This window comes from Actinomadura geliboluensis (genome assembly GCF_043197915.1).
Taxonomy (GTDB): Bacteria; Actinomycetota; Actinomycetes; order Streptosporangiales; family Streptosporangiaceae; genus Spirillospora; species Spirillospora geliboluensis.
The window spans coordinates 495,562-514,400 of sequence record NZ_JBICUA010000005.1 but is presented as its reverse complement, the minus strand read 5'-3'; the positions used below and the strand labels follow the sequence as shown (position 1 = coordinate 514,400).

Below are 18,839 nucleotides of genomic sequence, written 5' to 3'. Positions count from 1 at the left end.
GCTGTGATGCGCGTCGTCATCGTTGGTGCCGGAATCGGCGGGCTTGTCACGGCATTAAGGCTCCACCATAAAGGGATCGACTGCGTCGTCCACGAGCAGAGCGAGCAGATCCGCGAGCTGGGCGTCGGCGTCAACATGCTGCCGAACGCGGTGAAGCAGCTCGCCGAACTGGGGCTGCTGGAACGGCTGGAAGCCGTGGGGAACCCACCCGACGAACTGGTCTACACCCACCGGCTGGGCCAGGAGATCATGCGCCGGAGCTGCGGGCGGAGGGCCGGATTCGACTACCCGCAGATCAGCCTGCACCGAGGGCACCTCCAAGGCGAGCTCTACCGGGCCGTGTGCGAGCGGCTCGGCGGTGACGCGGTCCGGACGGGCCACCGGCTGGTCGATTTCGAGCAGGACGAGAACGGCGTCACCGCCCATTTCACGACCCGCGACGGTGAAACGACGGCGCACGGCGATGTGCTGGTGGCCGCGGACGGAATCCACTCGACCGTCCGGGCGATCCTCTTCCCCGACGAGGGCCCGCCGCTCTGGAATGGCGTGATGATGTGGCGCGGGGCCGTCGAATGGCCGGAATTCGGCTCCGGACGCACCATGGTCATCGCGGGCGGCACCGAGGCGAAACTGGTCCTCTATCCCATCGGGCCGGGCCGGCGTCCGGGCACGAAACTCACCAACTGGGCGATCTGCGAGCGCACCGGGCGGCCCGGCGACCCGGCGCCGCAGCGCCAGGACTGGTCCCGCCGCGCCGCCACCTCGGCCCTCGGCGCGCTCGCCGGCCGCTTCCGCACCCCGCTCCTCGACCACGCCGCCCTCATCGGGTCGGCCACGGAGTGCTTCGAGTTCCCCATGTGCGACCGCGACCCGCTCCCCCACTGGACGCGCGGGCGCGTGACGCTGCTCGGCGACGCGGCCCACCCGATGTACCCGATGGGCTCCAACGGCGCCGGCCAGGCGATCATGGACGCCACCAGCCTCGCCGGCCACCTGGCCGGCCGCCCCGGCGACCCCGCCGCGGCCCTGCGCGCCTACCAGGACGAACGCCTGCCCGTCACCCGCGAAGTCGTCCTCCGCAACCGCGAGGGCGGCCCGGAGAACGTGATCGACGAGGTCGAGCGCCGCGCCCCCGACGGCTTCGCCCGCCTCGCGGACGTCATCGACCCGTCGGAACTGGAGGCCGTCGTCACCGGCTACGCCCGGCTCTCCGGCGCCACCCGCGACCAGGTGAACCGGACGGGGTGACCCCGGAGATGGCGCGGCTCCATGAGGAGGCCCTGGGCCCCACCGGGCCGCCGCCGAGGTGCCGGTCGAAGGCCGCGCGGAACGCGTCCAGCATGATCTCGAACGCGGCTATCAGGCGCTCCGCGAGCTTGAGCTCCAGTGGCTGGGCGAACCCGTGACCGATGCCGACGAGCTCGCGGCTCCGTCGTCCGAGCAGGCGTCCATCGCCGACATCGCGGCGAGAGGCGGACCTCGTCCGCCGCTCCACGTGTTCCGCGGCAGGGGCGGCAAGCTCCTTCGCATCCCCGCCGACCTGCCCGCCCAGGCGGTCTTCGAGTTGAAGGGCCACGGGCAGGGCACGACCAGATTCGGCATGCGCCGCTGGAAGATCTCGCCGGACCGGCTCCAGAGCACGGTCACCGGCGACGGAGTCGTCCGCGGCTTGTTCCACCACGGGTGGCTGCACGAACACCGGTACATCCGGATCGCGTCCGACACGGAATGGACGCTCTCCTTCCTGGACCGCGCGGGAGTGCCCCGGTTCGAGTCACGGGCGCAGGGGTCGGGGGACGACGTCGTCCTCTACACCGGCGGCCCGGCTTTTCCACCGAGATCGAAGGCTCAGGCTGCGAGTTCGGAGACCCCACGTCCATGACCTTCGAAACGACCCTCCTCCTGAAGGAGGGAAGCGTCCTTCAGGTCATGGCGGAGGAAGGCGACTGGACCATCCAGACCACCCCGGACCAGCCGTCCACTCCGCCGGAGGAATGACTCTGAGCGGGCGTTAGCTTCCAGGCCGTCCCAGGGTGGGTTCAAGACCGCGGGACCGTCTCCGCGAGGGGCTCGAAACCTGGAGCTATCGAGCAGAAAGTTTCGGCGCGAGTTGCTTGATGATGATCGCGATTCTGTTTGCTCTGTCCAGGAATTTGGACTTTCGTCGGGATGACATCCGCTGACCAGGCGAAAGGCGGGCTGAACGAAAGCGGCGGCTTCGAAAGGTTTCCGAAACTGTTGACATGCCACGGGGGCCGAACGAACACTGGCGCCATCGACGGAGGCCGCCCCCCGCCCGCGTCCACGAGTAAGGACCCACCCCCATGAAGAGCGCGCCCATCAGCGACACCATCCGGCTCCCCCGCAGACGCCGCCCCGCGTCCCTCATCCGCACCAGGCCCCTCATCGGCGCCTGCGCCGTGGCGCTGGCGGCGGCCACGGCGCTCCTGCCCGGCACCGCCAGTGCCGACACGACCATCACCACGAACCAGACCGGCACGAACAACGGCTACTACTACTCCTTCTGGACGGACGGCGGCGGGTCCACGTCCATGACCCTCGGCTCCGGCGGCAACTACCGCATGAACTGGAGCAACGTCGGCAACTTCGTCGCCGGCAAGGGATGGAGCAACGGCGGCCGCAGGAGCGTGAGCTACTCGGGCAGCTTCAACCCGTCCGGCAACGCCTACCTGGCCCTCTACGGCTGGACGTCCAACCCGCTCGTCGAGTACTACATCGTCGACAACTGGGGCACCTACCGGCCCACCGGGACGTACAAGGGCACCGTCACCAGCGACGGCGGCACCTACGACATCTACCAGACGACGCGGTACAACGCGCCGTCGGTCGAGGGCACGAAGACCTTCCAGCAGTACTGGAGCGTCCGGCAGTCGAAGCGGACCGGCGGGACCATCACGACCGGCAACCACTTCGACGCCTGGGCGAGCAAGGGCATGTCCCTGGGCAGCTTCAACTACTACATGATCCTCGCGACCGAGGGTTACCAGAGCAGCGGCAGCTCCAACATCACGGTCGGCGGCACCGGCGGCGGGGGCGGCGGGGGCGGCGGGGGCGGCGGGGGCGGCACCGGCGGCTGCACCGCGACCCTGTCGGCCGGGCAGCAGTGGAGCGACCGGTACAACCTCAACGTCTCGGTGTCCGGGTCCAGCAACTGGACCGTGACGATGAACGTCCCGTCCCCCGAGAAGATCATCGCGACCTGGAACACCGCCGCGAGCTGGGACTCCAGCGGCCAGGTCATGACGGCGCGGCCGAACGGCAACGGCAACAACTTCGGCGTGACCATCCAGTCCAACGGCACGTGGACGTGGCCGACGGTCTCCTGCAGCGCCTGAACAGAACACCGCTCTTGTGGCGCGGCGACCAGGCCTCCGGTCGCCGCGCCACACCGTCCCCTATCTGAAGGCGGCGACGTTGGCGCGGGCCCACTCGGCGAAGGTGCGGGGCGCCCGGCCGAGGACGCGCTCGACGTCGGGGCTCAGCCGCAGCTCGGCGGGCCTCGGGTCGCCGAGGACCCGCAGCGTCGTCTCGACGACCGGCTCCGGCATGAACGCCGACATCCGTTCGTACGCCTGCGCCCGGGTCAGCTCCACGAACCGGACCGGCTCGCCGAGGGCCGCGCCGATCGCCGCGGCCTGCTGCCGGGGCGTGACGGCGGCCGGCCCGTTCAGCTCGTAGACCCGGCCCGCGTGCTCGTCCTTGCGCAGGGCGGCGGCCGCGACCGCCGCGATGTCCGCCGGGTCGATCACCGGGATGCCGACGTCGCCGAACGGCGCGGCGACGGTCCGCTCGGCGCGCACCGACTCCGCCCAGCCGTAGGCGTTGGACGCGAAGGCGCCGGGCCGCAGGATCGTCCAGGCGAGGCCCGACCCGCGCACCGCCTCCTCGCGCGCCGCCATGACGCCTCCGTGCGAGGGCGACTCCGGCCGGGTCGCCACGCCCTGCGACGAGAGCAGGACGACGCGCCGCACGCCGGCGTCCCGGGCCGCGTCCAGGACGGCCCCCGAGCCGAGGCCCTGGCCGCCGGCGCCGCCGTCGTGCAGGAACAGGGTCTCGGCACCGTCGAACGCGGGCCGCAGCGTCTCCGGCCGGGACAGGTCGGCGCGCACGTGCGCGGCCCCGTCCGGCAGATCCGCCGGCGTGCCGCGCGACACCGCCGTCACCCGCTCCCCCGCCTCCGCGAGGGCCCGCACCAGCGGCCGGCCGACGTTCCCGGTCGCACCCGTCACCACGATCATGTTCGACTCCCCGTCTCCTCGATGCCGCGTCTCCTGCGCGACGACGGGGACGCTAACAGCCCCTGGATAGTAGGTACCTAGGAGAAAGCGACTACCCCGGAGGAGACGATCGCGGCGGGCGGCGCGGGTGCGGCGGGGGCCTTCCCGGCATTCGGCCGTCCGGAAGAGGGCCGAATGCCGGGCTGTGACCGGTCACTCGGGTCCGCCGTTTACGGGGGGCCGGAAAGTCGCCGGTTGAACCGGTTCGAATGGCCGGCCACGTCAATTACCGACCCGAGCGGAATTGGTTGATCATTCAATATGGCGCCGTTCACATCGCCGTTTCGCGCGGGGTCAGGTTCATCGTGATGTCGTCGGCCGCCCACAGCACGAAGCGCTCGATGGGCGTGACCGTCTGACCGGGGGCGAGTTCGAACTGGAACCGCTTCAGCAGGACGGCCAGGACCAGTTCGGCCTCCACCATCGCCAGCGTCGAGCCCTCGCAGCTGCGCGGGCCGAGCCCGAACGGGATGTAGGCGAACCGCGGACGCCCTGCGGACGCCTCCGGAGTGAACCGCTCCGGGTCGTAGACCTGCGGGTCCGGCCAGTACTCGGGGTTCATGTGGACGGCCCAGAACGGATAGAAGATGGTCGTCCCGGCGGGCACCGTGTACTCGCCGAGGACGACGTCCTCGGTGGCCTCCCGCGCGCCGTAGGGCCCCGGCGGGTAGAGGCGCATCGCCTCCTTGAGGGCCATGTCCAGCTGGGTGAGCGCCTTCAGGTCGGCGTAGTCGGGCGCGGCCCGGTCGCCGAGGACGCCGTCCACCTCGTCGGCGACGCGCTTGGCCACATCGGGGTGCTGCGCCAGCAGGTACAGCGTCCAGGAGATCGCGACGCCGGTGGTGTGGTGGGCGGCGAGCATCGTCATCAGCACCGTGTCGCGGATCCGCGCGGGCGACTCGCCGGACGCCGCCAGCGCCGCGATCAGGTCGCTGCGCTCGGCCTCGCCGGTGCCGCGCTCGCGGTGGGCGGCGAGGACCTCGTCGACGGTTCCGCGCAGGAAGGCCAGCGCCTCCTCGGCCTGCGCGCTCGCCGGGCCCGGCGACCCCATGTACTCGGTGAGGACGGTCTCGAACGCCTCCACCACGCGGCCCGCGGACGCCTCGTCGTCCAGGCCGCTGCCGAGGGCGTAGCGGCAGATCATGCGCAGCGACAGCGCGCTCAGGTCCCGCTGCAGGACGACCGGCCCCGCCGCGGCCGCCCAGCGGTCGGCGAGCTCGGTCGCCAGCACGGTGAACTGCGCGAAGTGCGCCTCGTGGGACGGCCGCCCGGCCAGCACCGACAGCATCGTCCGCCGCCACGGGCCGTGCTCCTCGGCGGGGATCGTCTGCAGGTTGCCCGCCTCCTGCAGCGGCGCGAGGAACTCGAACAGCTTCTCCGGCCGCTTGTCGATCTTCGCGGTGGCCTCCAGCAGGACGGGGTCGGCGACCGACACCGCCACGTCCGCGCCGGGCAGCGGGAACCGCACCACCGGCCCGTACTCGGCGTGCAGTTCCAACTGGTAGTTGTGCAGCCCGCCGGCCGCCGCGATGGCCGCGGCGCCGTCATTTTCCGCGGCCGGTCCGGGGATCTGCGAGGGGATGCCTCCGTCGCGTCGCATTTGCGCTCTCCCGCCGTCAGGATGGTCGATTCGGTTGTTACGGAGTTGATCACAATGCTTACATGTTCGTGCATAGTTCGCGATATGCCGGGCAGAAAATCGTCCGGCTCCGGCAGAACGGGGGAGAAGACACTGGACACCGTTGATCCGACGACGCCGAACGTCCCGCGGATGTACGACTACCTGCTCGGCGGCAAGGACAACTACGCCGCCGACCGGGAGGCCGTGGAGGAGGTCGTCCGGCACGCGCCGGACACCCCGTTCCTCGCGCGGGAGAACCGCGCCTTCCTGCGCCGCGCGGTGCGCTTCCTGGCCGAGTCCGGGATCCGGCAGTTCATCGACATCGGCTCCGGGCTGCCCACGCAGGGCAACGTCCACGAGATCGCGCACCAGGTCGCCCCGGACGCGCGCGTCGTGTACGTCGACATCGAGCCGGTCGTCCTCGCGCACGGGCGGGCGCTGCTGGCCGGCACGCCGGAGGTGACCGTCATCCAGGGCGACGCCCGGCGCCCCGGCGACATCCTGGCCGACCGCGAGCTGAACGACCTCATCGACTTCGACCGGCCGGTCGCGGTGCTGATGCTGGCGGTGCTGCACTTCATCGGCGACGAGGCCGACCCGCCCGGCATCGTGGCGCGGCTCCGCTCCGCCATGGCCCCCGGCAGCTACCTCGCGGTGTCGCACGTGACCGCCGACTTCGACGCCGACAGCCGCGTCCGGGAGGCGGGCGCGGTGTACGACAAGGCCACCTACCAGATCACCCTGCGCAGCCGCGACCACGTGATGCGGCTGTTCGAGGGGTTCGACCTGGTGGAGCCGGGCCTCACCACGCTGTCGCTGTGGCGCCCCGATCCGCGCGCGACCGTCCCGCCTGGTGCCGAGCGCCAGTGGTGCTACGCGGGCGTCGCCCGCAAGGTCGACTAGCCGCGGCCAGGGCCGGTTAGCCGAGGCCGGAGAAGTCCCGCGTGACGACGGTGTTGCGGTCGGCCGGACGGTTCCCCAGGGAGAGCTGTGGCCACTGGCCGGACAGCTCCTGGCGGCTGCGTTCGCTCCAGGCCCGCGCCTCGTCGCCGCGCGTCTTGTAGAAGTTGAGCGCATAACCGCCGGTGTGGACGCGGAGCAGCGTGAAACCGCCCGGGTACTCCTTCACCGCCCCCACCTCCTGCTGGACGACCCGTGGCGCGAGAGGGAACGTCGAGCGCTGGTTGCGGTGCGTGTGCCCGGCATGGTGCAGGAAGACGCCGGGAGTGCGGTTGTAGGCCGTCAGGATGCGCAGGGACTGTCCCGCGTCCAGCGAATGGGCGCCGGTGATGGCGAGCGGGTCGTTCTCGGTGAAGAGCGGATGGTGGCCGAAGACGAGGGTCGGCCGGTCCGGCTCCTTCGCCAGCTCCGCCTCGAACCAGGCCCGCTGGTCGGCGGAGAGCCCGCCGGAGTCGCCGCCGTCACCCGGCTTGTCGTAGGTGTCGAGGCCGATGACGCGCAGGCCGCGCAGGTCGTGCGAGAAGAACGTCCGGCCCGACGGGAAGAACGCGTCCTTGAAGCAGTCGTTCCCCTGCCACGAACCGGGCGTGCAGGCGCCGTAGGGCTCCCCCGAATGCGCGCGGTCGTGGTTTCCGCGCGCCACCAGGTAGTCGCCGCCGAGGGTGCCGAACGTGTCGAGGATGCTCTTGGCACTCTGCAGGTCGGCGGGGGCGGCTTCGCTGGACACGTCCCCGGCGGCCAGGAGGTAGGACGCGCCCCGGCTCCGGGCGTCCTCGATCAGGGCCTTCGCCATGACCTCGGGATAGGGCGGATGGCCCGGCACCTGCTCGATGCCCTTGATCCACGGGAGCTGTCCGACGAGGCCCGCGACCGTCTCGCCCAGATGCAGGTCGTTGCAGAGGGCGATGGAGAAGAGGTGGCGGCCGGGCGGCGGCTGCGGCGTCGTGAACGCGAACACCTCGCCTTGCGGGCTGCCCGCCGCCGTACCGAAGGCCAGCCAGGTCGGCGCCGCGTCCTGCCCGGCCGAGCGCGCCTTGTAGTAGTACGTGCGTCCCGGTTCGAGACCGGTCAGTTCCACATAGTGGTAGGGCGTGCCTGAAGGGCCGTGGGCGACGGACGTCAGGCGGGACGGGTCCGTCCCGTAGAGCACCTCCGCGTCGGACGGCGCGGGCCGCATGCGCCCCAAGCCGTCGTCGGTTCCGGGGACGCCGGTGTACCAGGTGAGGACGGCCGTCGTCTCGGTGACGGTGACCAGTTCGAGGTTCACCGGCCGGACGGCGCCGCCGTCCGCCCGCGCGGTGCCGGGCAGCAGCGACGCGCCCGCGGCGATGGCGCTCCAGCGGAGCAGGGCCCGGCGGCTCGGGCGGCAGCAGATCATGATCGCTACGGTGGCACCGGGGCCGCCGTCCAACCAGACCCAAAACCGCCCGGAACCGGCCGATCTGCTCTCGGCAGGGTCAGCCGACGACGGCGCGCAGGCGCTCCTCGCGGAGGCGGCCCGCCCAGGAGTCGTCCAGCGGCTGCAGCTCGCGGCCGACCGCCCAGCGCAGCAGCAGGTCGGCGAGGCCCGGGTTGCGGACGAGCGCCGGCCCGTGCATGTAGGTGCCGAGGACGCGCCCGCTGTAGGCGCCCTCGAAGCCGTCGCCGTTGCCGATGCCGTGCACGACCTTCGCGAACGGCTGCGCGTTCGGGCCGAGGTGCGTGACGCCCTGGTGGTTCTCGAAGCCGGTGATGCGCGGGACGTTCAGCTCGGCCGCCACGTCCCCGACGATCTCGCCGACGGCGCGCTGCTCGCCGCGCCCGGAGCGGATGTCGAGCAGGCCGAGACCGGGCACGGGCTGCCCCTCCTCGCCGCCGAACTCGTGGCCGAGCAGCTGGTAGCCGGCGCAGACGGCGAAGACCACCGCGCCGGACTGGACGGCGCGCGCGAGGCCGCCGTCGCCGCGCAGCCGGTGCGCCGCGAGGATCTGCGGGCGGTCCTCGCCGCCGCCGAGCAGGTAGATGTCGCCGTCGGCGGGGACCGGTTCGTCCGAGCGCAGGCTCACGGTCTCCGTCGGGATGCCGCGCAGCGCCGCGCGCCGCTCCAGGACGATCGTGTTGCCCTGGTCGCCGTAGGTGCTGAGCAGGTCCGGGTAGATCCAGACGATCTTTATGCGGTCAGACGACACGGCCGTACCTCGTTCGGATGCTCTGGAAGGCGGTGTAGTTGGCGATCACGTCGAGGTGCCCGGGCGGGACCGCCATGACCGCCTGGTCGATGTCGTCCACCACGGTGAACGTCACGTCGGCCGCCTCCAGCCGGGCGGCGAGGTCGATGCGGCGCTCGCCGGTGACCCACACGGGGCGGCCGCGCAGGATGCGGTAGTCGACGTCCCACAGCCAGGACGTGTCGCGGCCGTCCGGCCCCTGCGCGTTGATCGACAGGGCGACCGGGCCGGGCGCGGGCTGCAGCACGTCGAACGCCTCCAGCCAGCCCGCCGGGTTCTTCGACAGCAGCAGCCGGATCGACCGGCCCTCGTGCTCGACCGTCGTGTACCGGCCGGCGACGGAGGTGACCTGCGACAGCAGCGGGAGGGCCTGCTCGGGCGGGACGCCGAACTGGGCGACGACCGCGAGCGCGATCAGCGCGTTCGAGCGGTTCGCGCGGCCCGGCAGCGACAGCCCGGCGAGCGAGAACGCCCGGCCGTCGGGTCCGGTGACGGTGTCGCCGCGCAGCGCCCAGTCGGGGCGGGGGCGGCGGAAGTGGCACTGGCGGCAGGCCCAGTCGCTGTCCTCGTCGGTGTCCTGCCGGTCGAGGGGGCCGCCGCACTCGGGGCAGCACCAGGAGTCCTCGCGCCAGTGCTGGCCGGCGGCGACCCACGTGACGCTCTTGGCGGTGGCCGCACCCCAGGTGACGAGCGGGTCGTCGCAGTTGGCGATGACGTGGCTGGTCGGGGACGCCTCCAGCGCGCGGCGCCACTTGCCCGCCAGCAGCCAGATCTCGGCGGCCCGGTCCATCTGGTCGCGGCTCAGGTTCATCAGCGCGACGAGGTTCGCCCCGGTCTCCTTCAGGACCATCGGGACGTACTTCTCGTCGCACTCCAGCACGCCGTAGCGGGCGGACGGCGCGGACGCGAGCGCGGACACGTGGCCCGTCGGCATGTTCGCGCCGAACGCGTTCGTGGCGACCTCCCCGAGCGGCGTCATCGCCGAGGTGATCAGCCGGGTCGTCGTCGTCTTGCCGTTGGTGGCGCTGACGAGGACGAGCTTGCGGTCCTTCGCGAGCCTGGTCAGCAGCTCGGGGTCGAGGCGGAGGCCGACCCGTCCGCCGATCACCGAGCCGTCCCCGCGGCCCGCCATTCGGGACATCTTGGCGGCCGTACGACCGAGCGCGACGGCCAGCTGCGAACGCAGCGGAAGATCGCTCATGGACTCCGTCTTCTCTGGATGCGCCGGAAAACCGTTCCGAGCCTAGCCGCTGGACGCACCGGTCCGGGCGCGTTGGGGGCGTACCGGCGGGTTCGCGGGCGTCCCCCGGCGAGAGCGTGCACAATGTGAGCATCATCACACGCGACGGTGTAAACCAACCGGGGCATTGTTGACCAGACCTGACATGTCGTGATTCGGTGCGACCTCCGACTGCGGTGTGCCAGATTTCCGTCCACGCATCCGAGAACGGCGGCACCCACTACTTTTGTCGGGAGCCCTGCTGGTTTCGCGGGGAGGCGGTGCCCGTCCCGGCCGGCGGGCCAGGACCGCTAGCGTGGCAAAGCGGCGATAATGCGAGGTCTGAGCGATGCAGTGTCCGACGTGCGGCAATGACACGCCCGGGACGCTCGGCAAGTGTTCGCACTGCGCGGCGCCGATCGACGTGTACTCGGTCGGGCCCGCGGTCCCGCTCGCGGCGCCCGTCGCGGACCAGGCCCCCGGGGCCGGCGCCGCCGACGGGCTCGGCGACCGGACGATGATGGTGCCGCCGCCCACGCCGTCCTGGGCCCCGGAGCCGCAGCCGCCCGCACTGCCGGACTTCTCCGCCCCGCCGGGCGCGATGCCGCCGTCCCCGACGCCGCAGGCCGGTTCGCCGTACGCCGCGACTCCTCCGGCGGGCTCACCGCACGCCGGTCTGCCGCACGCCGGGTCGCCGCAGGCGACGGCCCCCGAGCCGCCGCGGGCCGCGGCCCCGCCCGCCGCCGACCCCGCCGACCCCGAGGACACCGCAGCCTGGACGTTCAACCCGGACGAGGACGACTCGGGCTCCTACGGCACCGTTCCGCCGCCACCCGCCTGGGGCGGCGGGGCGCAGTCCGCGCAGCCCGCACTGCCCGCGAACGAGAGGCCGGCGCTGCCCGCCGCCGGGGGTGCCAACCCGTTCGGCCTCGCCGACGCGCCCGAGCCGACCGAGTCGATCGTCCCGGACTCATGGTTCGCGCAGCCGCGCAAGCCGCAGGAGCCGGACGCGGACGCCACCCAGGTATGGGGCGGGCAGGCCGGCGCCGCGCAGCCGCCCGCCCTCCCGGACCCGGATGCCACGCAGCTCGCCCCCGGGCCGATGCAGCCCGCGCCCATGAACCCCGGCTTCCAGGGCGGGTTCGGAGGCGGGGACTTCGACCAGACCCGGATGGACCCCGGCGCTCCCATGGGCGCCCCCATGGGAGCCCCGCCGATGGGCCAGATGGGGCAGCCCGCCATGGGCCAGATGGGCGCGATGGGCCAGCCCGGCATGGGGCAGCAGCCCGGCATGGCTCCCATGGGCGGGATGGCCCCCATGGGCGGGATGGGGCCCGGCGGTCCCGAGTACGGGGGCTACCCGCCCCAGCACCCGGGCGGTTCGAAGGGCGGCGGGACGAGCAAGCCGCTCATCGCCGCCGTCGCCGCGCTCGTCACGGTCGCGGCCGGGGCCGTGGTGTTCGTCGTGTGGCCGTCCGGTGACGACTCGTCCGCCAGCACGTCGCCGACCGCGACGCCGTCCAGCCAGCAGGTCGCGCAGAAGAACACGATCCCGCCCGAGACCAAGCAGCAGGCCGCGGTGCTGAACAAGATCCTGGACGACAGCGTCGCCACCCGGCGGGTCCTCGCCGGGGCGCTCGGCCGGGCCGGCAAGTGCAAGACGCTGCCGCAGGCGATCCAGGGGTTCCAGCAGGTCGCGCAGCGCCGCCAGGACCAGCTCGGCCGCACCAAGGCCCTCCAGGTCGACAAGCTGGCGAACGGGGAGCGGCTGCGCGGCTCGCTGTCGGAGGCGCTGGACGCCTCCCTCCAGGTCGACCTGGTCCTGCTGAAGTGGGCCCAGGCGAACCAGAGCAAGTGCCGCGGCAAGCCGAAGCCGAGCGCGGCGCAGGTGCCCGGCCGGGCGGCGCAGGAGCGGCGCGCGACCTCGGCGAAGAAGAAGTTCGTCGTCCTGTGGAACCCGGTGGCGAAGAAGACGGGCCAGCCGCAACGCAGCTGGAGGCGCGTGTAACGATCGGTGACGGCCGGTTACGGCCGGGTATCGAACGGGGACGAACCGCCCCGGCCCGGTGGTCCCGCGTTATCTTGTGACCGATCGTTTTCACGGGGGCAGGGAGCCGTCATGCGGTGTCCGAACTGCGGGACCGACACCACGTCGTCGTCCCCGGCGTGCATGCGCTGCAACGCGCCCCTGCCGCCGGACGACGACGCGACGGTCGGCGACGCCACGGCCCGCGACCCCTTCGGTCAGCCGCCCGGCGGGTTCGGGCGGCCTCCCGGCGGGTTCGGGCAGCCGTCCGGCGGCGACCCGTTCGGCGAGGTGCCCGTCCCCCGCGACCCGGTGCCGCCGCCGTGGGCCGGGCAGAGCCCCACCCCGTGGGAGCCCGCGGGCGACTTCACGACCCCGATGCCGCCGTCGGACGAGCACTCGACCCAGCTGTCCCCCGAGCCGTGGGCGGAGCCGCCGATCTGGCAGCCGCCCCCGCCGCCGGGCCGGAGCAGGCTCCCGTACCTCCTGGGCGCGGCCGGCGCCGTCGTCCTCCTCGGAGTGGCGCTCGCGATCGTGTTCTGGCCGAGCGGGTCGAGCGGTCCGGAGCGTCCGCCGGCCGCGGTGCAGGAGTCCGCACCGCAGGAGTCGTCGCCGCCGACGCAGGGCGTCGTGTCCGAGACGGGCGACACCGGCGACCTCGACGCGCAGGCCGGCGCCGTGAACGAGCTGCTCGAGGCGATGGGCGCGACCCGTTCCTCGCTCGGCACGGTCGTCGAGGAGGGCTGCACGACGAGCGGCCTGCAGCGCATCCTCGAAGAGCGGCGCGGCCAGCTGGAGAAGGCGCGCGAGCTGGAGGTCGGCGCGATGCAGAACGGCACCCAGATGAAGGACGCGCTGATCCGCGCGCTGGAGGCGTCGACCGAGTCGAACCAGCGCTACCTCGACGTCGCGCCCGGCTGCCCGTCCGACGGCGAGGTCGCGGACGTCAACCAGCGGGCGAGCAGCGCCAAGAGCGCGTTCATCGGCTACTGGACGCCGATCGCCGAGCAGGCCGGGCTGCCCGCCCGCACCGAGAGCGACATCTAGGCCCGCCGGGGCGTCAGCCGCCCATGCCCAAGGCGGCGCCGAGCGCGCCGACGGCCTCCGCGAGCACCGCCACCCCGGCGACGCGGCGGCCGAGGCGGGCGAGGGCGCCCTCCATGCGCTCGGGGTCGGGGTCGCCGGAGCCGGCCTCCTCGCGGACGTCGGCGAGGTCGCGGCGGGCCCGTCCCGGCTCGGCGAGTTCGGCCTCGTGCGCCGCCAGCAGCCGGTCGAGCCGGTCGAGCGCGGCCGCGACGTCCGCCGCCCGCCCGGCCGGTGCGGCCTGCTGGTACTGCGCGACGTTGTCGCCCGACGCGACCTGCCCGGACACGTTGGCGTTGCCGCCGATCCTGATGCCCCGGTCGCCGTGCTCGCTCATGCCGCCTCCACTGGAAGGTCAGGGGTTGCCGCGGCGGGCGCCGCCGCCCTGCCGCTGGTCGACGCGGCCGCCCGCGGCGACCTGCCCGTTGACGGTGCCGCCGGTCATGATGACGCCCTCGTTCATGATCACGCCGGCCTGCGCCCGGTAGGCCGACACGTCGAGGCCGCACTCGTCGCTCAGGTAGTCGAGCAGCGCCTCGTTGACGCGCCACTCGATCAGCCGGGTGTACTTGTCGGCGTCCATCTCCTGGACGTAGGTGTCGAACGCGTCGGCGGCGCACAGTTCCCGGACGCTGACCCGAGCGCCGTAGTCGTGCACCAGCCGCTGCGCCGACGTCTGCGCGAGCGTCGCCACGATCAGGCTGCGCGCCATCGCCCAGCAGGCCGCGACCGTCCGGACGCCGGGCAGCACCATCGCGCGCAGCATGCCGCGCCGCGCGCGGGCGAAGGCGCGCAGCACCTGGCTCCCGGTGCCCCAGGCGGGCAGCAGGTCGACGACGCGGAACTCGCGCCGGACTGGCGGCAGCACGGTCGCCGCGAAGTGCCCGTACAGCATCCGGCCCTCGACGGCCAGGTACACGAAGGCCGTGAGGGAGATGTCCTGCTCCTCGGCGGGGGCGACGATCCGCCCGTCCCGGCCGAGCACCGCCTGCCCGTGGGCGCCGACGGTGACGCGCTGGAAGCAGCGGATGTGCGACTGCGGATGCCGGATGAGCGCCTCGGCGGCCTCCGGCGTCGCCATCGAGAACGGGCAGCCGTTCGCCGGGTCGATCAGCGGGTGCGGCGGCAGCGTGATCGCGTTCGCCGGATCGGCCGGACGGGTGCGCCGCACGCTCTCCCCGCGTCCGGCGATGTGCATGCCGGTGAGCAGCGCGGTGATCCGCTCGTTCGGCGGCAGCGGCTCGGCGTCTCCCGCGCGGCCGGGCGGCCGCTCGTCCCGCATGGCGTGCAGCCGCTCCCGGACCCGCAGGTGCATGGTCATCGGATCGACGCGGGGCGGAGCGCCGTCCTCGCCCTTGGCGCCCTTCGTGAGGTCGACGGGGCCGGTCGCGGGCCGGTCCAGTTCGAGGACGATCGACCAGGCCCGCGCCCACGGCGAGGTGAGGTCGCCGGCGCCGATGAACGGGTTCGTCCCCGAGTGCAGCGTCACGTTGCCGCGCTGCGCGGACCGGACGCGGGCGAGCACCCGGGTCGCGCGCTCGCTGAACGTGCGCGGCGGCGCGGCGGTGGAGCCGGGCGCGAGGTCGCGCGCCAGCACCCCGTAGACGGCCGCGAGATGCCCGATGATCGTCAGAGCCAGCACGAGGGTGAGGATGATCAGGCTCGGCACGAGCAGGTCCGTCTGGAGGAGCTCAAGCGGCCCCTTGGTCTGCTCCCGTTCGTAGGAGCTGAACCCGGAGTCCTCGGCCCACCGCTCGCCCGCGAGGACGAACAGGACGCCGAACACCGCCCACATGACGACCCCGGAACCGAGCCACGCCCCGGCCAGCCGCCACCCCCAGGGGAGCCGCCGCCACGGGACCGCCGCCAGGCCGGCCAGCACCAGCAGGACGAAGAAGTACCCGACCGCGACGAGTTGCAGGAAGACGAGCGCGGCCAGCCAGATCCCGCAGAGGACCAGGTCGCGGACGAGCCGGTAGCGGCGCGCCCGGAGCGCGTGCAGCACCACCGGCTCCACGTCGAACCCGTAGGACGGGACGACGGCGCGGTTCTCGTCGTCCAGGAACTCGGCGATGACGCGGTCCCCGATCCGCCGGTCCAGGTAGACGGCGGCGCAGAGATACCGGGTGGTGTTCTGCATCGGCTGCCGGGACGTCTCCGCGCCGGGCTGCGCGTGGTAGAACGGCGGCGCGGCGCCGGGGGTCGCCTGCTCCACGGTCATGCGGACGAAATTATCCGGATCATGCCGTTGACACGTGAGAAAGCGCCCAGTTGTGGCCGGGTGGCCACACTTGGTCACGACTCGGGCGGCTCCTCCGCGTCCCGGGCCGGGGCGAGGAACGAGAGCCCGGCGGAGGGGTCCTCGAAGGGGTGCACGAAACGCTCGAACCAGCTCAGCACGGGTTCGAGCCACTCGGTGACGCCCATCGTCCGGGCGACGTGGTCGATCTGCTCGTCCTCGTCGAAGCCGATCGCGACCACGGAGAGGTCCTGGTAGAAGCCCGCCTGGTCGTCGTCGCCGTACAGGGCCGTGAGCGCGATCGGCCGGTTGCGGGCCAGCTCCATCGACAGCGGGTGGCGGCGCAGGGCGCGCAGCCGGTGGCCGAGCCTGGCGTCCGGCGGCTGCTTGAGCCCGGCGAGCGGGTAGTCCAGCGGCGGCGCGAGGGCGTGCTTGTCGGGGGCGCCGCCGCCGTAGGGGAACAGGCGGTCCAGCTCGTGCAGCCACTTGACCTGCGGGATCATCCACTGCGGGCCGGGCGCCCCACCGGGCGCGGCGCCGCCGAGGAGCCGCCCGGCGACGTCCGCGGCGGCGGCGGTGAGGTCCGCCGGCGGGTAGCCGGCCCGCAGCGACCGCGACCGCCGCGTCACGGCCCGTTCGAGGACCGTCGCCAGCGCGCACTCCCGGAGCCGGGGCGCCAGCCGCGACCACGACCGCCCGAGCTCCGCCGGGACGGCGGGCAGCGGCCGGTTCACCACATGCGCCAGCACGAGCGTGTCGGCCCACAGCCGCAGCCACGCCCAGTCGGCCCCGCCGGCGAGGAGGTCGGCCTCGCGCAACTCGAACAGCGTGCACGCACGCCCCGACCGGCATTCGCAGCCGCAGGCCGCGGAGCGCCGTCCGTCCACGGGCGGCGGCGGACCGGGCAGCTCCGCCTCGCGCCCCTCGCCCAGCGGCACCCGGACCCGCAGCGGACGGTCCATGCCGTCCGCGAACACCGCCGCGACCCCGGGACGCAGCGACACCACCTCACGCGACTGGTCGCCGTCCAGGTTCATCGCCGCGCCGACCTGATGCCGGTCGTCGAACGCGGGCAGCCGGTGGACGACCTTCAACGCCGTGTTCTTGATGACGTCCGGAACCAGCTTCGTCGGAATCTGCTCGGCGACGATGATGCCCTCGCCATAGGCCCGAATCTCGGCGAGCATCCCGGCGAACAACTCCACCGCGTGCGAACTGCCGCGCTCGGGCCCCCGATTGCGAAGCAGCCGATGCGCCTCCTCGATGACGATGACGTGCCGCAGCACCGACCCCGTCGCCCTGTCGCGCTTGCGCTCCCGCATCCGCAGATGCTCGACGATGCGGATGATGAGCGTCCCCATGAGGAACGCCTTGTCCTCGTCGTTCGCGACGTCCTCGATCGCGAGCACGATGTTGTCGCGCAGCATCCCGCCGATATCGGCCGGGTGCCCGCCTTCAAAGAACCGCCCAGCGGACCCGATGCGCAGCGACCGCAGCCGCACATCGACGAACCCCTGCACATCGGCCATCAACTCGCGCCCGTACCCGACGTCCTGGATGACCTGGAGCGCCGCATTCTGCAACTGCTCCAACGTCGGAACCGCGGGCTCGATCAGCGACCCGGGCACACCCGCGCCCGTCACCACGTCCCACCCGTTGTTCTCGTACACCCGCTGAAGCGCCTGCGCCATGATCTGCGGGAACGGCTCCTCCGCGTCGAACGCGGCCTGGAACAGCGCCCGCACCATGTCGATATGCGCCTGCACCGGATACCCCGGCTCCGGCGCGAGCGGATTCACCGACAACGGCACCGAATCCGGGTCGGACGGATTCACCACCGTCACCGGCCCGCCCAGATCCTGAATGCGCCCCGCCATCGCCGCGTACTCCGACTTCGCCGGCTCGATCGCCAGCCAGGGAATGCCCGCCCGCGTCAACTGCTCCAGCAGATGCCGCACGGTCTGCGACTTCCCGGCACCCGTGGCGCCCGTCACGAAAACATGCCGGTTGATGGTCGAGCGGGGCACGGCGAACCGTCCGACCTCCCGGTCCTGCCCGTCCAGGATGGCGCCCAGCTCGATCTGCGGCTCCCCGCCCTGCGGCTCGGTCTCCGACGTGACGTCGAAATACCCGGCCTCCAGCACCCGCAGCCCGGGGACCTCCCGCCGCGGCAGCCCGGCCAAGGCCGCCAGCGCCCCCGCCGTGGCGACGAACGGGAACCGCTGCTCCGCCTCCGCCATCGGCCGTACCGGCACGGGCCCCATCCCGGGGCTGAGCATCTCGGCGAACGACCCGCTCCCCTGCCCCGACCTCAGCCGGTACGGATGGTGCCCGAGCTCCATCGACCCGACCAGCACGGGCGCGATCTGCCCCAGCTCGTCCTGCGACGCCGCCCCCGCCACCACCCTGACCTGCCACAACCCGGCCTCGCGGAACGCGTCCAGCTCGGCGAGCCGCTGATCGGCCCGCGCCACCGCCAGCCGCGCGTGCTCGTCCTCACCCCTCCGGAGCATGCGCAGCTCGTGATGCAGCTCCCGCATCTCCTCGTCGATCATCCGCTCGTCACACGGATCGGCGACGACGAACCACCCGAACGGACGCTCCATCAACGTCACGAGCGTCGCCTCGAACAACCCGGGCCCGCCCGCGGCCCCCTGCGGCGCGAGCCGTCCCGGACACCGCGTCCACGTCATCCGCTCCGCCTGCCGCAGCCACCCGTCCCCGACGGGCACCCCCCGCGCCCCGCTGGGGAACAGCAGCCCGTGCGTCTCGACACCCGGTACCGGCGTCCCGATCGGCCCCGCATTGGTGATCAGCTCCAGGGGCGCGCCCGCCCCCGCCGACAGCCACCCCACCACGAACGGCCTGCCCCGCCGCGCCGCCGACAGCGCCGCGGGCAGCACGCTCACGAAGTCCCACTCCGCCGACCCGTCCCGCTGCGGCGCCGGAATCGCCTGGATCCGGTACCAGGGCCCCGGCAGCACGAACGGCTGATGCTCCGGCGGCCCGCCCCGCATCCCCGCCGGCGGCCCACCCGGCGGAACCCCGCTCCCCGTTCGGTAGGGCGGCATCGGCGGCATCCCAGGCGGCAAAGTCACCCCAGCATCCTGACGCGCCCCCACCCCCCACGCCAACGCCCCCCGAAAACCTCACACCCCGATCAGTGACCGGGCCGGCCGATTCCTC

At 72.9% G+C, this 18,839-nt stretch carries 14 protein-coding genes; 6 read left to right on the top strand and 8 right to left on the bottom strand.

Annotated elements, in window-relative coordinates:
* Positions 1-6: 6 nt before the first annotated feature.
* The 3 genes from ACGFI1_RS19870 (at position 7) to ACGFI1_RS19860 (ending at position 3,356) form a co-directional block, all read left to right on the top strand.
* Positions 7-1,248 carry a flavin-dependent oxidoreductase gene (locus tag ACGFI1_RS19870; RefSeq protein ID WP_392786923.1) on the top strand — a complete coding sequence of 414 codons (1,242 nt, stop codon included), beginning with the start codon at positions 7-9 and terminating at the stop codon, positions 1,246-1,248.
* 154 nt (positions 1,249-1,402) lie between these two features.
* A complete protein-coding gene (locus ACGFI1_RS19865; RefSeq protein WP_392786921.1) occupies positions 1,403-1,882 on the top strand; it encodes a hypothetical protein in 480 nt (159 codons plus the stop codon).
* Between the two features lie 442 nt (positions 1,883-2,324).
* Positions 2,325-3,356, top strand: coding sequence for a glycoside hydrolase family 11 protein (locus tag ACGFI1_RS19860; protein ID WP_392786919.1), 1,032 nt, complete (start codon positions 2,325-2,327; stop codon positions 3,354-3,356).
* Between the two features lie 60 nt (positions 3,357-3,416).
* Here ACGFI1_RS19860 and ACGFI1_RS19855 read toward each other — a convergent pair whose 3' ends face one another.
* Positions 3,417-4,259: an NAD(P)H-binding protein gene (locus ACGFI1_RS19855; RefSeq protein ID WP_138640874.1), complete on the bottom strand. Its 843-nt coding sequence runs from the start codon at positions 4,257-4,259 to the stop codon at positions 3,417-3,419.
* Positions 4,260-4,569: 310 nt separating this feature from the next.
* Positions 4,570-5,898 carry a cytochrome P450 gene (locus ACGFI1_RS19850; protein WP_392786915.1) on the bottom strand — a complete coding sequence of 443 codons (1,329 nt, stop codon included), beginning with the start codon at positions 5,896-5,898 and terminating at the stop codon, positions 4,570-4,572.
* An 84-nt stretch (positions 5,899-5,982) separates the two neighbouring features.
* Here ACGFI1_RS19850 and ACGFI1_RS19845 point away from each other — a divergent pair, with 84 nt between their 5' ends.
* Positions 5,983-6,822 carry an SAM-dependent methyltransferase gene (locus tag ACGFI1_RS19845; protein ID WP_386870812.1) on the top strand — a complete coding sequence of 280 codons (840 nt, stop codon included), beginning with the start codon at positions 5,983-5,985 and terminating at the stop codon, positions 6,820-6,822.
* Positions 6,823-6,838: 16 nt separating this feature from the next.
* Here ACGFI1_RS19845 and ACGFI1_RS19840 read toward each other — a convergent pair whose 3' ends face one another.
* The 3 genes from ACGFI1_RS19840 to ACGFI1_RS19830 form a co-directional block, all read right to left on the bottom strand.
* A complete protein-coding gene (locus ACGFI1_RS19840) occupies positions 6,839-8,257 on the bottom strand; it encodes a fibronectin type III domain-containing protein (protein ID WP_392786912.1) in 1,419 nt (472 codons plus the stop codon).
* A 79-nt stretch (positions 8,258-8,336) separates the two neighbouring features.
* Positions 8,337-9,047, bottom strand: coding sequence for a type 1 glutamine amidotransferase (locus ACGFI1_RS19835; protein WP_138640870.1), 711 nt, complete (start codon positions 9,045-9,047; stop codon positions 8,337-8,339).
* Positions 9,037-10,287: a MurT ligase domain-containing protein gene (locus tag ACGFI1_RS19830; RefSeq protein ID WP_138640869.1), complete on the bottom strand. Its 1,251-nt coding sequence runs from the start codon at positions 10,285-10,287 to the stop codon at positions 9,037-9,039. Before ACGFI1_RS19830 ends, ACGFI1_RS19835 begins: the two co-directional genes overlap by 11 nt.
* A gap of 367 nt (positions 10,288-10,654) precedes the next feature.
* Here ACGFI1_RS19830 and ACGFI1_RS19825 point away from each other — a divergent pair, with 367 nt between their 5' ends.
* Both ACGFI1_RS19825 and ACGFI1_RS19820 read left to right on the top strand, forming a co-directional pair.
* Positions 10,655-12,313, top strand: a complete 1,659-nt coding sequence (locus tag ACGFI1_RS19825; RefSeq protein WP_392786910.1) for a hypothetical protein — start codon at positions 10,655-10,657, stop codon at positions 12,311-12,313.
* 111 nt (positions 12,314-12,424) lie between these two features.
* Positions 12,425-13,378: a hypothetical protein gene (locus ACGFI1_RS19820; protein WP_392786907.1), complete on the top strand. Its 954-nt coding sequence runs from the start codon at positions 12,425-12,427 to the stop codon at positions 13,376-13,378.
* 13 nt (positions 13,379-13,391) lie between these two features.
* On the opposite strand, the gene ACGFI1_RS19815 is transcribed toward ACGFI1_RS19820, so the two are convergent.
* The 3 genes from ACGFI1_RS19815 to ACGFI1_RS19805 form a co-directional block, all read right to left on the bottom strand.
* Positions 13,392-13,751 (bottom strand): DUF5955 family protein, encoded by a 360-nt coding sequence (locus ACGFI1_RS19815; RefSeq protein WP_387073647.1) that lies wholly within the window; start codon positions 13,749-13,751, stop codon positions 13,392-13,394.
* 18 nt (positions 13,752-13,769) lie between these two features.
* Positions 13,770-15,635: a hypothetical protein gene (locus ACGFI1_RS19810; RefSeq protein WP_392786905.1), complete on the bottom strand. Its 1,866-nt coding sequence runs from the start codon at positions 15,633-15,635 to the stop codon at positions 13,770-13,772.
* Positions 15,636-15,709: 74 nt separating this feature from the next.
* Positions 15,710-18,637: an ATP-binding protein gene (locus tag ACGFI1_RS19805; protein WP_392786902.1), complete on the bottom strand. Its 2,928-nt coding sequence runs from the start codon at positions 18,635-18,637 to the stop codon at positions 15,710-15,712.
* Positions 18,638-18,839 lie beyond the last annotated feature (202 nt).